We start from the raw sequence: 14,045 nt of genomic DNA, 5'->3' as shown, positions 1-14,045 counted from the left end.
CGTGCCCGGTCAGAGCGCGAACGCCGCGCCCAGGGCAGCCAGCGCCAGCACGACCGCGATCACGGCGACGACGGTGGCCGTGCCCGCCTTCTTCGCCGCGGCGGCCGCCTGGTCGCGGGCCGTCGCGGCGGACCGCTCGGCGTCGGCCAGCGAGGTGGTGAGCTGGGTGATCTCGTCGCGGACGGCGTCGGCATGCTCGCGCAGGGCGGCGACGGCCCGGTCGGTGGCCTCGGCGGTCTCGCCGGCGGCGGTGACGCGCTGCTCGACGTCGTCGATGCGCGCGGTCGTGGCCTCGAGGCCCTGTAGCGCGGCCTCGGCCGTCCCGTTCGCTCCGGCGGCGGTCTCGGTGGCCGTCTCGGCGCGTGCCCGGACGTGGGCGATGTCCTCCCCGGTGCGGCGGTCGAGCTCGTCGAGCCGGGTCAGGAGCTGGGTGGCGGCGTCGTCGCCGGCGGCCGACAGGTCCCGCCTGCCGGTGTCGAGGAACGCGTCGGCCCAGGTGCGGCGCTTCTTGCCGGATTTGGTCCGGCGGCTCTCGTCGCGGAGCTGCTCGTCGTCGCCGGCGTGCGCGGCGGCCTCCGCGGCGGCGCGCACGTGCGGCGGGATGTCGACGGACGGCGCCGGGTAGTCCTCGGGGTCGGAGGACTCCTCGCCGCCGCGGGCGCCGCTCTCGGACTCGGGGATCTTGATCGGCGCGGTCAGGAGCTCCCGCAGCCGCTCGATGCGGCCCTCGTCGTGGGAGTCACCGCGCGCGTCGTCGCGGGTGTCGGTGGCGTTCTCCGTGGCGTCGTTGTCGTCAGACGTGATCTGGCGCTCCTCGCTCATGGGGGAAACGTACTGCTCTGCCGGTTCTGCGTCGACTACTTCGGCAGGTGCGGCGTTTCCGACGGCGCTCTCGTAAGCCGTGCGGCCACGCCGGCCGTCCCGATGGCCGCGGCGACCGCGGTGTCGATCCATGCGGTGGGCAGGCCGCGTGCGAGGTTGCTCAGGGCGATGTGGGCCATGGCCTGGGCGTCGCCGAGGTGGGCCCGGTAGGAGACCACGGCGAGGATCGTGTCCGAACAGCGCCAGGACCATGTACTGGTTGAACGGGAGCAGTGCGACGGGCATGTCTTCGGGCAGGGTGGGCGAGGCCCACAGGTTCTGCAGCGGCAGCCGCATCCCGGTCAGCAGCCAGGGCAGCAGTCCTGTGAGGGCGGCACCGACCCCGACGAGGACGGCCGTGGAGGCCGGCAGCGTCCCGGACCGGGAGACGGGCGAGGCTTCCTGCTCCTGTGTGCTGGTCACGGCGGACATCCTGGCACGACGCGCACCGCGTTCGACGCCCGCGCGGCAGAGGCCGCTCGCGCCCGGTGTGCGTGGGGTGACGTCCGGCACAGTGCGGGACTGTTGGACATGGGTGAAGTGTCGGCTAACTTAGGTCAGGCATGCCTAACTAGCTTGTGCGGCGGTCGCGTGTGGCGGCCGCCGTCGCGCCGGTTCGAGGTGTGCCACTCGTCCTGTCGGCCCTCACGCGAGGAGCTTCGCGCATGTCCTCACCCCTGTCCGCCGCTGCCCGCGGCACCGCGTCCGTGCCGCCGTCGTCCGGGATCCGGCACGACGGCACCGCGTTGCTGCGCGGCGCCACCGCCGCCGAGTACGCCCGTGTGACGCGGGCGGTGGTGGACGACGTCGCCCGCCGCGTGGCGGCCGCCGGCCAGCCGTTCAGCGGTGCGGCGCGGACGGAGCTCGGCGAGCGCTGCGACGCCGTCGACCTGGACGCGCCGGGCATCGGGACCGAGGCCGCGCTGGCCGAGGCGGGCGACCTGTACGCGGGCAACGCGGTGTGGTTCCATCATCCGGCCTATGCCGCGCACCTGAACTGCCCGGTCGCCGTGCCCGCGGTCGCCGCGGACGCGATGGCGTCGGCCATCAACACGTCGCTGGACACCTACGACCAGTCGGGTGCCGCGACCCTCATGGAGCGGCGCCTGATCGACTGGACGGCGGGCCGCATCGGCTTCCCCGTCGGGAGGGACGAGCGCGGCGAGGCCGCGGGTGCGGACGGCGTCTTCACCTCCGGTGGCACGCAGTCCAACCTGCAGGCGATGTTCCTGGCCCGGCAGCGCGCGCTCGAGGGCCTGAGCGGCGCCGAGCGGGCGGTGGCGCAGGCCCGGCTGCGGATCCTGGCCACGGGGGCGAGCCACTTCTCGGTCGCGAAGGCGGCGCTGCTGCTCGGCCTGTCGGAGGACGCCGTGGTGGCGGTGGACGGGGACGACGACGGCCGCATGGACCCCGACGCGCTCGGCCGGGCGCTGACCGACGTCGCGCGCGCCGGCGACACACCCATGGCGGTCGTCGCGACCGCGGGCACCACCGACCGCGGGTGCGTCGACCCGATCCTGCCGGTGGCCGACCTGGCCGACGCGACCGGCGCCTGGCTGCACGTGGACGCCGCCTACGGCTGCGGGCTGCTGGTCAGCCCCACCCGGCGCGGGCTGCTGACCGGGATCGAGCGTGCCCGCAGCGTCACGATCGACTACCACAAGGCCTTCTTCCAGCCGGTCTCCTCCAGCGCCCTGATCGTGCGCGAGGCCGCCGACCTGGCACGCGGCTCCTGGCACGCCGACTACCTCAACCCCGAGCGGGAGAACGGCGAGCTCAACCCCGACCCGAACCAGGTGGGCAAGTCCCTGCAGACCACGCGCCGGTTCGACGCCCTGAAGCTGTGGGTCACCCTGCGGGCGCTGGGTGCCGACGGCCTCGGGCGGCTGGTGGACGCCACCTACGACCTGGCCGCGGCCGTGCACGCCGATCTCGCCCGCGACCCGGAGCTACGGCTGGTGGCGCGGACCGACCTGTCCACCGTCATGTTCCGCTACGAGCCGGACGGGCTCGCCCCGGAGCACGCCGACGCGCTCGTGTCCCAGGTGCGCCGCGTCCTGTTCGACTCGGGCCGGGCGCTGGTGGCCAAGACCGTGGCCGACGGGCGTCCCTGCCTCAAGCTCACCCTGCTCAACCCCGACACGACGCTCGACGACGTGCGCGCCGTCCTGGACCTGGTGCGCTCGGCCGCCCAGGGCCTGCTGGCCGGTGAGGAGCTCGCCGGCCTCGACGTGCCGCCCTGCCGGGACGTCCACCCGCGCCTGTCCCGCGACGCCGCACGGGAGGAGAACGCCTGATGCGCACCTACGACCTCGCCGGCATCGGCATCGGCCCCATGAACCTGGGGCTCGCCGCGCTCGCGCAACCCCTCGGCGACGTGGACGCCGTCTTCCTCGACCAGCGGGCCGGCTTCTCCTGGCATCCCGGGATGCTCATCGAAGGCACCACCCTCCAGGTGCCGTTCCTCGCCGACCTCGTCACCATGGCGGACCCGACCTCGCCCTACTCGTTCCTGGCCTGGCTCAAGGAGACCGGGCGCCTGTACCCGTTCTACATCCGCGAGTCCTTCTACCCGCTGCGCGCCGAGTACGACGCCTACTGCCGCTGGGCGGCCGCCCGCCTCGCCGAGGCCGCGCCCGGCATGCTGCGCTGGGGCCGGCGTGTGACCGCCGTCGAGCACGATGCGGAGGGCGACGTCTTCGTGGTGACCGCGCAGCTCGCGGGCCACGACGGTGTCACCGAAGAGAAATACTGTGCCAAGCACCTGGTGCTGGGCACCGGCACCAGCCCGCGCCTGCCCGCCGTGCTGCGGGACCTGGCCGGCGCCGGGCCCGTGGTGCACACCGGCAACTACCTGCCCAGCCGGGACGCGCTGACCGCGGCCGGTTCCGTGACCGTGGTGGGCAGCGGGCAGTCCGCGGGGGAGGTGTACCGCGACCTGCTCGAGGGCCTCGCGACCGGGCCCGGCGGCGCGAGCCCCTACCGCCTGGACTGGGTCACGCGCAGCAGCCGCTTCTTCCCCATGGAGTACACCAAGCTCACCCTCGAGATGACCTCGCCCGAGTACACCGACCACTACGTGTCCCTCCCGCAGGACCTGCGCGACCGGCTCGGCCGCGAACAGCGCAACCTGTACAAGGGCATGAGCGGCGACCTCGTCGACGACATCTACGACACCCTCTACCGCAAGTCCGCCCTCGGGACACCGCTGCCCACCACCCTCCTGCCCGACTGCGAGGTCACCGCCGCCCGCCTCGACCCCGACGCAGCCGGCGGCACCGGCGAGTACGTCCTGACCCTGCGCCACGGCCAGACCGGCAAGGAGACCGAGCACCGCACCCGCGCCGTCGTCGCCGCCACCGGCTACGCCCACTCCACGCCCGAGTTCCTCGTGCCCGTGCTGGACCGGATCGACCTGGACGCCCGCGGCCGCCTCGTCGTGCGGCGCGACTACACCGTCGACGCCGCACGCCGCGTCTTCGTCGCCGGCGGCGAGGAACACACCCACGGCGTCACCGCCCCCGACCTCGGCTTCGCCCCCTGGCGCGCCTCCGTCATCCTCGCGGCCGTCACCGGTCGCGAGCCCTACCCGATCGAGCGCCGCATCGCGTTCCAGACCTTCGGGCTCTGTTCTCCGGAGCCGGACTCGCTTCGACTGGACTGGGACGTCCTGTCCGGCGAGGAGGCGACGCGATGAGCGACGCGAACGGCAACACGACCTTCCGCACCGCGACGCGCGTCGGCGAGATGACCGTCGAACCCGTCGACCCCGCCCGCGACGCCACCCTCCTGCACGACTGGCTCGCCCACCCCGCCTCCCGCTACTGGGAGATGGGCGACCTCACGCCCGGCCAGGTGCGCGACTACCTCACGGCCGTGAACGACGACGACGCGCAGGACGGCTGGCTCCTGCGCCGCCAGGGCACACCGATCGCCTACGCCGAGACCTACGACCCCGCCCGCACCGTCCTGGACGGCGTGCCGCCCGACGTCCTCGATCACCGGCCCGGCGACCTCGGCATGCATGTCCTGGTCGCACCCCCGCCACCCGCCGAGGGCGCCCGGGGCCGCATCCCCGGACTCACCGACGCCGTCATGGCCACCGTCATGCGATTCTGCTTCGCGACGCCCGGGCCCGGCGCCCTGCGCGTCGTCGTCGAACCCGACGCCCGCAACAGCGCGATCCACGCCAAGAACGCCGCCGCCGGATTCCGCGTCCTGCGCGACATCGACCTGGTGACCGACGGCCACGCCAAACGCGCCCGCCTCAGCATCTGCACCCGCGACGACTTCGCCGCCTCACCCCTCGGGGACGGCACCGGCCCCCTCGGCGCCGAACCCGCCGCCCACCTGCGCCCGGCGCTCGCGGGCGCCGCGCACCGGCACCTGGTGGCCAAGGCGCTCGCGGAGTTCACGCACGAGCGCCTGTTCCTGCCGGAGCCGGTTTCGGCAGGGACCGCGGAGGCGGACGGCGCCGCGACCGAGGCGGCCCGGGAGGTCACCCACGACGATCCGCGCGAGTACGTCCTGGTGCTCGACGACGCCCGGGGCGGGGGGCGGGTCACCTATCGGTTCGCCGCGCGTCGCTACCCGCTGGAGCATTGGGTGATCGACGAGTCCAGCCTGCGGCGCACGCGTACGCTGCCGGACGGGAGCGACGCCGGGCGGGCGGCGCCGATCGACGTGCTGGAGCTGGTCGCGGAGCTGCAGCCGCTGCTGCGGGTGCCGGAGGAGTTGTTCCCGGTGTACCTGGAGGAGCTGTCGTCCACGCTGGCCGGGGCGATGGCGAAGCGGGAGCGGGAGGCGCTGGGCGCGTCCCCGTCGTCGCCGGGGCTGGTGGACGCGCTCGCCGGCGGCGACGTCGCGGGTGCCTTCCAGGCCGTGGAGTCCGCGATGACCGAGGGGCACCCGGGCTTCGTCGCGAACAACGGGCGGATCGGGTTCTCGCTGTCGGACTACCGTGCCTACGCGCCCGAGCGCGCGGGCCGGCTGCGCCTGATGTGGCTTGCCGCCCGGCGGGAGCACACGCACCTGTCGCTGGGCGCGGGGGAGAGCGAGTCCGGGCTGTACGGGACGGCGTCGTCGGCGGGGGAGCTGGCGGGCGCCGAGCGCGCCACGTTCGCCGCCCGGCTGGCCGCGCGCGGCCTGGACCCGGACGACTACCTGTACCTGCCCGTGCACCCGTGGCAGTGGGAGCATCGCGTGGCGATCACGTTCGCCGCCGACGTCGCCCGCGAGGACCTGGTGCCCCTCGGGCCCGGAGCCGACGAGTACACGCCGCAGCAGTCGATCCGCACCCTGTTCAACACGACCCGCCCGGACCGGCACTACGTCAAGGTGGCCACCGCGATCCAGAACATGGGCTTCCTGCGCGGGCTGTCCCCGAGGTACATGCGCGACACGCCGGCCGTGAACGACTGGGTGGCCGGCGTCGTGACCGGTGACGAGACACTGCGGCGCGCCGGGTTCGGGGTGCTGCGCGAGCTGGCCGCCGTCGGCTACACCGGCGACGTCTACCATCGCACGCGGGACAACAACCCGTACCGCAAGATGCTCGCGGCCCTGTGGCGCGAGTCGCCCCTGCCGCGGCTGGCCGGCGGGGAGCGCGTGGCGACCATGGCCGGGCTGCTGCACCGCGACGCGTCCGGCACGGCGCTGGCGACGTCGCTGGTCCGCGCGTCCGGCCTGGACGCGGAGAGCTGGGTGCGGTCCTACCTCGACGCCTACCTCTACCCGCTGGTGCACTGCCTGCTGGCGCACGACCTCGCGTTCATGCCGCACGGCGAGAACCTCGTGCTGGTGCTGCGCGACCACGTCGTGACCCGGGTGTTCATGAAGGACATCGGGGAGGAGGTGGCGGTGCTCGGGCCGCGTCCGCTGCCCGAGCGGATCGAGCGCGTGCGCGCCGTCGTGTCCGACGACGAGAAGGCGCTGGGCGTGTTCACCGACATGTTCGACGGCGTGCTGCGGCACCTGTCCGGCATCCTCGCCGCGGACGGCGTCCTGCCCACGGCGCGCTTCTGGGCGCTCGTGGGCGAGGTCGTGGAGCGGCACCGCGAGGAACATCCCGCGATCGCGGCGCGCCACGACCGCGGCCTCGGCGTCGACCTGCGCGCCGAGACCTTCGCGCACTCCTGCCTCAACCGCCTCCAGCTGCGTGACACCCGCCAGATGGTCGACCTGACCGACCAGGCCTCGTCCCTCATCTACGCCGGACGCCTGCGGAACCCGATAGGAGTTACCGTTCCCGCGTGACCCAGCCGCACGAACCTCCCCGGACACCCCCCTTCCAGCTGTTCCGCGACGCGCACGGCATCCCGCACGTGCGCGCCGCGGGCGAACGCGCCCTCGCCTACGGGCAGGGCTACGTCACGGCCCTCGACCGCGCCGACCAGCTCGAGACCGGACGTCTCCGCGCCGAGGCGCGCCTCGCCGCCCGGATCGGCCCCGACGGACTCGCCTGGGACCGCTTCGCCGTGCGCGTCCGCCTCGCCGACACCGCACGGCGGGTCGCGGATGCCCTCGCCACGCCCGAACGCGAGTGGCTCGCCGCCTACGCCCGCGGCGTGAACGCCGGACTCGGACACCACGACGGCCCCTGGCGCACGTGGACCCCGATCGGACTGTTCCTCGTCGACCACGTGCTGTTCAACGGGTTCCCCGCCGTGCTCTGGCGCGACCACGTCGCCCGCACCCTCGGCCCCCGGTTCCCGGGCGTGCCGCCGGCGACCCTGGCCGAGTGGTTCGCGTCCGACGGCGGTCCCGGCGCGGGCAGCGACGCCGGCTCCAACGCCTGGGCGATCGCACCGGACGCGACCGCGTCGGGCAGCCCCCTGCTCGCCGGCGACCCCCACCGCGTCCTCGAGCTCCCCGGCACCTACCAGCAGATCCGCCTCGCCTGCACGGCCGAGGACGACGACGTCCCCTACGACGTCCTCGGACTCGCGTTCCCCGGCGTCCCCGGCGTGCAGCACTTCGGGTACGCGCTCGCCGACGGCGGCCACCCCGGCGGCCACCCCGACGACGGAGCGGGCGGCGTCGCCTGGGGCATCACCAACGCCATGGCTCACCACGTGGAGGTCTTCGAGGAACGCCTCCGCCGCGGCGCCGACGGCGGCTGGGAGGCCCACGGCCCCGACGGCTGGGAACCCGCCGCGAGCGGACGCGAGACGATCGAGATCCGCGACGTCGACGGCGAGACGGCCGGGCGGGGCGAACAGCCTCCGTTCCGGGAGTCCGTACCGTGGATCGAGACCTCGCGAGGCGTGTGGATCGCGACCCGGCAGGACGACACCACCCCCGACGAGGAAACCCGCCAGTTCACCATCCGATGGCCCGTCCGCGTCCTCGCCGACGCCGGCGTCCCCGCGTGGCGTCGCCTCCTGCGCGCCCGATCGGCCCGCGACGTCGCGGCCACGTTCGGCGACGGCTGGGTCGACCCTGTCAACCGGGTCCTCACCGCCGACTCCGGCGGCGACATCCTCAGCCTCACCGCCGGCCGCATCACCGAACGAGCCCCCGACGAACGCGTCCTGCCCGTCCCGGCCTGGACCGACGCCGCCCGCGAACGCCCCTGGGTCCGCCTCCCCGAACCGGAGCGAGTGACCACCGGCGTCGCCGTCGACGCCAACGAACGACCCGTGACGCGCCCGGACACGACGACGGACGACCCGCCCGGAGAGGGCGACGGCCGACGAGCCGGCCGGCCGCGCGACCGCCGCCCGAACCGCGAGGCCCACGCCCTCGGCTGGTCCTATGCCCCCTACCGCGCCGACCGCATCCGCCACCTGCTCGCGAACCCGCCCGCCGGCGGCGAGACACCCTTCACCCAGCACCGCATCCACGCCGACGTGTCCAGCAGCGCCGCACTCGCCCTCATGGCACGCCTCGGCACCCCCGAGCCGCTCCGGCCCTGGGCGGAAGCGGGCGCCCCGATGGACGCGGACAGCACCGACGCCGCCACGTTCGCCCGATGGCGCGACGCCATCGTGCGGCACCTCGCGAACGACCCGCGCCTCGACGGCCTGCGCCCCACCGACCCGCACGGCACCGGATCACCGTACGGCGAGATCTACGCCCCCTGGTTCGTCCCCGAGACCGCCATCGGATTCGGCCTGCCGCGACTCCCGGACGCCCTGGACGTGGGCAGCGACTCGCTCGACCTGGACACCCTGTGGGCCGGCGACCCGGACGACCCGGCCCACAACACCCCGACCGCGGCATGGGGCGACCTGCACACCCTCGCCCCCACCCGCCTGCCCGGCGGCCCCGAACTCACCTACCCCACCGCACCGATCTCCGGCGACAACGACACCGTCCGATGCACCGGAAGCACACCGGGCGTCTCGCCGCAAGCGGCTCGCGGCTCGGTGGCGCGCTGGATCTGGGACCTCACGGACCGTCGCAACAGCCGCTGGGTCGTGCCCTTCGGCGCGAGCGGCGTACCCGGCGACCCCCACACCGCCGACCAGCACGCGACCTGGGCCGCCGGCGACACCATCCCCGTCGAGACCGACTGGGACCGGCTCGAGCCCGTCGACCCCGGCCCGATCGAGACCGGCCGGCCCTCCGAACCGCACCCCGAACCGAGAAGGAACACGCATGGACGACAGGACTGACACGGCGCCGCCGTCGGACACCCCGCCGTCGGACACCCCGCCGTCGGACACCCCGCCGTCGGACACCCCGCCGCCACCCACCCCCGCCCCACGCCTCCTGCACGGCCCCCGCGGCGCCGAGGTCTGGCGCACCACCACACCCCACGGCGTCATCACCGCCCACATCCTCGACCCCGACGCCGACCTCGACACCCTCCACGCCTGGGTCACCGAACCCCGCGCCCGATTCTGGGGCCTGGGCGACCTCACCCGCGACGAACTGCGCGAGACCTACGAGTTCGTCGACTCCCTGCCCACCCACAACGCCTACCTCATCCGCTGGGACCACACCCCCGTCGCACTCATCCAGGCCTACCACCCCGAGGACGACCCCGTCGCCACCGCCTACCCCGTCGCCGACGGCGACCTCGGCCTCCACTTCTTCCGCGCACCCACCCTCCCCGACCACGCCGGCGGGGGAGAGGAGAGCTGGGCGGTCCTCGGCCCGGCGCTCGCGGGCTTCCTGTTCGCCGGGCCGGGTACGCGGCGCCTGATCGGGGAGCCGGACGCGAACAACGCGGCGGCGCTGGCCCGGATGGTGGCGATGGGCTTCGAGGCGGGCGAGCGGGTGCACTTCGAGTCCCCGCACGGCCCGAAGGACGCGGTGATGGCGTACCTGACGCGGGAGCGAGCGCGCCAGTAGGTTGGCGCACGACCTGAAAAAGTGTGCCAAGCACGAAACGCCGACGGTTCGCCCGGGCAAATGACTTGCCCTCCGGTGAGACAATTGAATCGATGCCATCGATTCCAGCCGGATCCACCCTGTCCACGCTCGCATCGTTTCGACGCCTCCTCCCGTACGTCCGCACCGCCATCCCGCCGCTGGCCGGCGGGCTGCTGTCCGCCCTCGGTGCGAGCCTCGCCGCCCTCGCGATCCCGCACGTGCTCCAGTACGTCGTCGACGGCCCGCTGACCCGGGGCGTGGCCACGCGCGACTGGACCGGCCTGGCCTGGTCCGTCGTGCTGGTCCTTGCGTTCGGGCTCGCGGAGGTCGGCCTGGTCGCGCTGCGCCGCAACCTCGTCATGTACCCGGGCACGCGTGTCGAGCACGCGATGCGCATGGCGATGTTCCGGCATCTGCAGGACCTTCCCGCCGCGTTCCACGACAGATGGCCCGGCGGCCAGCTCCTGTCCCGCGTCATGGGCGACCTCGGCACGCTGCGCCGCTGGCTCGTCTTCGGCCTGCTGCAGCTCGTGCTGAACGTCTGCACGATCGCGGTCGGCGTGGGCGTGCTGGTCGCGACCGCGGGCTGGCTCGGGCTGGTGTACCTCGCCGGCGCCCTGCCGGTCGTGGTGATCGTGTACCGCTTCTCCCGCAGGTACCGGGTCATCTCCCGGCGCTCCCAGGACCAGTCCGGCGACCTGGCCAACACCGTCGAGGAGTCGGTCCACGGCATCCGTGTCCTCAAGGCCTTCGGCCGGGGGCACGACGCCCTGCACTCGTTCACCGGCCAGGCCGACACGCTGCGCCGGACCGAGCTGCACAAGGCGTCCGTCGACGCCCGCCTCATGGCCGCCCTCACCCTCATCCCCGAGCTCACGCTCGGCGTCTGCCTCGTGCTCGGCGTGTGGCTGGCCGGCACGGGCCAGGTCACCGTGGGCGAGCTGGTGCTGTTCTTCGCCACGACCGCCGTCGTCAACGGGCCCGTCGTCGACCTCGGCATGAGCCTGTCCATGACGATCAACGCCCGCAGCGCCGTCGACCGGTACTTCGAGGTCATGGAGACCGCGCCCGACCTCACCGATCCCGAGCGGCCCGCCGCGCTGCCCGCCGGCCGGCGCGGCGACGTGGCCCTGCGGAACGTGTCCTTCGCCTACCCCGACGCGGATCGCAGGGCCCGCGTCCTGGAGGGCGTCGACCTCGACCTGCCCGCGGGGACGACGACGGCCCTCGTGGGCCTCACCGGCTCCGGCAAGTCGACCCTGGCGATGCTCGTCCCGCGCATCTACGACGTCACCGGCGGCGAGGTCCTGCTCGACGGCGTCGACGTGCGCGACCTGACCCGCGAGGACCTGCGCCGGCACGTCGCCGTCGCGTTCGAGGACCCCACCCTGTTCTCGGCGTCCGTCCGCGAGAACGTCCTGCTCGGCGTCCCCGAGTCCGGGCCGGACGCGGTCGACGAGGCGGAGCGCACCCGCCGCATGCACGAGGCCCTCGAGGTAGCCCAGGCGAGCTTCGTCCACGACCTGCCCGAGGGCGTCGAGACCCGCATCGGGGAGGAAGGGCTCTCCCTGTCAGGCGGCCAGCGCCAGCGCCTCGCCCTGGCCCGTGCGATCGCCGCCCGCCCCCGCGTCCTCGTGCTCGACGACCCGCTCTCCGCCCTCGACGTCACCACCGAGGAGGCCGTCACCCACCGCCTCGCGGACGTGCTGCGCGGCACCACCACCCTCGTCATCGCCCACCGCCCGTCCACCGTGGCCCTCGCGGACCGGGTCGCCGTCCTCGAGGGCGGCCGCATCACCGCCGTCGGGCCGCACAGCGAACTGCTCGCCACCAGCGCCCACTACCGCCACGTCATCTCCAGCCTCGAGGAGGACTACGTGTCGCACGACCATCCCGGCTCGTCCGCCGCCCCTGCCGCGCCCGCCGGCGAGGAGGTGAGCGCGTGAGCGCGGCCGGCGGCCGCCGTCGCCCCACGGACGCCGCGCACGACGACGAGACCCGCTTCGACCGCGTCACCTCCCGCGCGGTCCGGCGCCGGTCCCTCGCGCTGCTCGGCAGCCTCCTGCGCCCGCACGTCCGCATCCTGGCGTGGGCCGCCGTCCTGGTCACCGCCTCCAGCGCCGCGCAGGTCGCCGGCCCGTGGCTCGTCTCCCTGGCGATCGACGTCGCACTGCCCGCCCTGCCCGGCGACGTCGCCCCCCTGGCCGCGGTCGGCGGTGCCTACCTGGCCGCGGCCGTGCTCGCCGGCGTCGCCATCGGCACGTACCGCCGCGTCGCCGCCAGGATCGCCCAGAACGTCCTCCTCGACCTGCGCCGCCGTGTCTTCCGCCAGACCCAGCGGCTCAGCCTCGAGTTCCACGAGTCCTACACGTCGGGGCGCATCATCTCCCGCCAGACCAGCGACCTCGAGGCCCTGCGCGAGCTGCTCGACGGCGGTCTCGTCGGCGTCATCTCGTCCCTGCTGGTCATGCTCCTCACCGCCGTCGGGCTCACGATCCTGGATCCGCCGTCCGGACTGGTGCTCATGGTCGGGCTCCTGCCTGCCTGGTTCCTCGTGCGCTGGTTCCGGAAGCACTCCCAGATCGCCTACCGCGAGCAGCGCACCTGGTCGGCGCGCCTCATCGTGAAGTTCGTCGAGACCATGACCGGCATCCGGGCCGTCCAGGCGTTCAACCGCGAATCCACCACCGAGCGGGACTACGACCGGATCGGACAGGAGTACCGCGACGCCAACCTCCGCATCTTCGGGATCAACGGACGGTTCGCGCCGGGCCTGCTCCTCATCGGCAACGTGACCGTCGTCATCGCGCTGGCGGTCGGCGGCTGGCGGGTGCTGGAGGGCACACTGGCGGTCGGCGTGCTGGTGGCCGTGCTGCTGTACGTGAAGCGGTTCTTCGCGCCGATCCAGCAGATCGCCATGTTCTACAACGCCTTCCAGTCCGCGGCGGCGGCGCTGGAGAAGGTGTCGGGGCTGCTGGCGGAGGAACCGACCGTCGTCGAACCCGCCGAGCCTGTCGACCTGCGCGATCCGCGGGGCGAGCTGCGCCTGGAGAACGTGCGCTTCGGCTACGGGGACGGCCCGGTGGTGCTCCCCGGTCTCGACCTGACGATTCCCGCCGGGCAGACGGTCGCCCTCGTGGGCAGCACCGGGGCGGGCAAGTCCACGATCGCGAAGCTGGTGACCCGGTTCTACGACGCGACCGGCGGGCGGGTGCTGGTCGACGGCGTCGACATCCGCGACATCGCCTCGCCGGTGCTGCGCCGCCACGTGGTCATGGTGACGCAGGAGGCCTACCTCTTCAGCGGGTCGGTCGCGGAGAACATCGCGCTCGGCCGCCCGGACGCCACGCGCGAGGAGATCGAGGCGGCGGCACGCGCCGTCGGCGCCCACGAGTTCGTCACCGGCCTGCCCGACGGCTACGACACCGAGGTGAACAAGCGCGGCGGGCGCGTCTCGGCGGGGCAGCGGCAGCTGCTCTCGTTCGCACGGGCCTTCCTGGCCGACCCGACGGTGCTGGTGCTGGACGAGGCGACGTCCTCCCTGGACCTGCCGGGGGAGCGGCTCGTGCAGCGGGGCCTGCAGTCGCTGCTCGCGGATCGCACGGCGATCATCATCGCCCACCGCCTGTCGACCGTGGAGATCGCCGACCGCGTGCTCGTGCTCGAGCAGGGCGAGGTCGTGGAGGACGGCAGCCCCGACGCCCTCGTGGACCGGGGCGGCCGGTTCGCCGCGCTGAACGCGGCGTGGCAGGACTCGCTGGTCTGAAGGTCCCGCGCGATCAGGCGAAGTGGCGCGCCCGCCGGGCGGGCGGCGCCGTCGGGTACGAGCCCGTGAGCGTCGTCTCCGGCGGGACGTGCGACGG

Annotated in this window: 9 protein-coding genes; 7 read left to right on the top strand and 2 right to left on the bottom strand. The window is 74.0% G+C overall.

Features of this window, described 5'->3' with window-relative positions:
- Window positions 1–9: 9 nt before the first annotated feature.
- Both IIE03_RS20835 and IIE03_RS20830 read right to left on the bottom strand, forming a co-directional pair.
- A complete protein-coding gene (locus IIE03_RS20835) occupies window positions 10–822 on the bottom strand; it encodes a hypothetical protein (RefSeq protein WP_192864698.1) in 813 nt (270 codons plus the stop codon).
- Window positions 823–857: 35 nt separating this feature from the next.
- Complete coding sequence (locus IIE03_RS20830) at window positions 858–1,040, bottom strand: hypothetical protein (protein WP_192864697.1); 183 nt, start codon at window positions 1,038–1,040, stop codon at window positions 858–860.
- Window positions 1,041–1,526: 486 nt separating this feature from the next.
- Between IIE03_RS20830 and IIE03_RS20825 the strand changes: the two genes are divergently transcribed.
- The 7 genes from IIE03_RS20825 (at window position 1,527) to IIE03_RS20795 (ending at window position 13,948) form a co-directional block, all read left to right on the top strand.
- Window positions 1,527–3,158 (top strand): pyridoxal phosphate-dependent decarboxylase family protein, encoded by a 1,632-nt coding sequence (locus IIE03_RS20825; RefSeq protein WP_192864696.1) that lies wholly within the window; start codon window positions 1,527–1,529, stop codon window positions 3,156–3,158.
- On the top strand, window positions 3,158–4,558 hold the full coding sequence (locus tag IIE03_RS20820) for a lysine N(6)-hydroxylase/L-ornithine N(5)-oxygenase family protein (protein WP_192864695.1): 1,401 nt from the start codon (window positions 3,158–3,160) through the stop codon (window positions 4,556–4,558). Before IIE03_RS20825 ends, IIE03_RS20820 begins: the two co-directional genes overlap by 1 nt.
- Window positions 4,555–7,116, top strand: a complete 2,562-nt coding sequence (locus tag IIE03_RS20815) for a GNAT family N-acetyltransferase (protein ID WP_225998126.1) — start codon at window positions 4,555–4,557, stop codon at window positions 7,114–7,116. The genes IIE03_RS20820 and IIE03_RS20815 overlap by 4 nt, the downstream gene beginning before the upstream one ends.
- Window positions 7,113–9,479: a penicillin acylase family protein gene (locus IIE03_RS20810; protein ID WP_192864694.1), complete on the top strand. Its 2,367-nt coding sequence runs from the start codon at window positions 7,113–7,115 to the stop codon at window positions 9,477–9,479. The genes IIE03_RS20815 and IIE03_RS20810 overlap by 4 nt, the downstream gene beginning before the upstream one ends.
- Window positions 9,463–10,161, top strand: a complete 699-nt coding sequence (locus IIE03_RS20805) for a GNAT family N-acetyltransferase (protein ID WP_192864693.1) — start codon at window positions 9,463–9,465, stop codon at window positions 10,159–10,161. Before IIE03_RS20810 ends, IIE03_RS20805 begins: the two co-directional genes overlap by 17 nt.
- 92 nt (window positions 10,162–10,253) lie before the next feature.
- Entirely contained in the window at window positions 10,254–12,128 is a 1,875-nt protein-coding gene (locus IIE03_RS20800; RefSeq protein WP_192864692.1) for an ABC transporter ATP-binding protein, read from the top strand.
- The gene (locus IIE03_RS20795) at window positions 12,125–13,948 is read left to right on the top strand and encodes an ABC transporter ATP-binding protein (protein WP_192864691.1); all 1,824 of its coding nucleotides are present in this window, start codon (window positions 12,125–12,127) and stop codon (window positions 13,946–13,948) included. Before IIE03_RS20800 ends, IIE03_RS20795 begins: the two co-directional genes overlap by 4 nt.
- Window positions 13,949–14,045 lie beyond the last annotated feature (97 nt).

It is taken from the genome of Myceligenerans pegani (genome assembly GCF_014892515.1).
Classification (GTDB): domain Bacteria; phylum Actinomycetota; class Actinomycetes; order Actinomycetales; family Cellulomonadaceae; genus Myceligenerans; species Myceligenerans pegani.
The sequence above is the reverse complement of the archived record's forward strand: the minus strand, read 5'-3'. Positions and strand labels throughout refer to the sequence as shown.

What these genes read in the sequence shown, in the direction of transcription:
- IIE03_RS20835 (WP_192864698.1), bottom strand. Translation starts at nt 822, where the DNA reads ATGAGCGAGGAGCGCCAGATCACGTCTGACGACAACGACGCCACGGAG.
- IIE03_RS20825 (WP_192864696.1), top strand. Translation starts at nt 1,527, where the DNA reads ATGTCCTCACCCCTGTCCGCCGCTGCCCGCGGCACCGCGTCCGTGCCG.
- IIE03_RS20820 (WP_192864695.1), top strand. Translation starts at nt 3,158, where the DNA reads ATGCGCACCTACGACCTCGCCGGCATCGGCATCGGCCCCATGAACCTG.
- IIE03_RS20815 (WP_225998126.1), top strand. Translation starts at nt 4,555, where the DNA reads ATGAGCGACGCGAACGGCAACACGACCTTCCGCACCGCGACGCGCGTC.
- IIE03_RS20805 (WP_192864693.1), top strand. Translation starts at nt 9,463, where the DNA reads ATGGACGACAGGACTGACACGGCGCCGCCGTCGGACACCCCGCCGTCG.
- IIE03_RS20800 (WP_192864692.1), top strand. Translation starts at nt 10,254, where the DNA reads ATGCCATCGATTCCAGCCGGATCCACCCTGTCCACGCTCGCATCGTTT.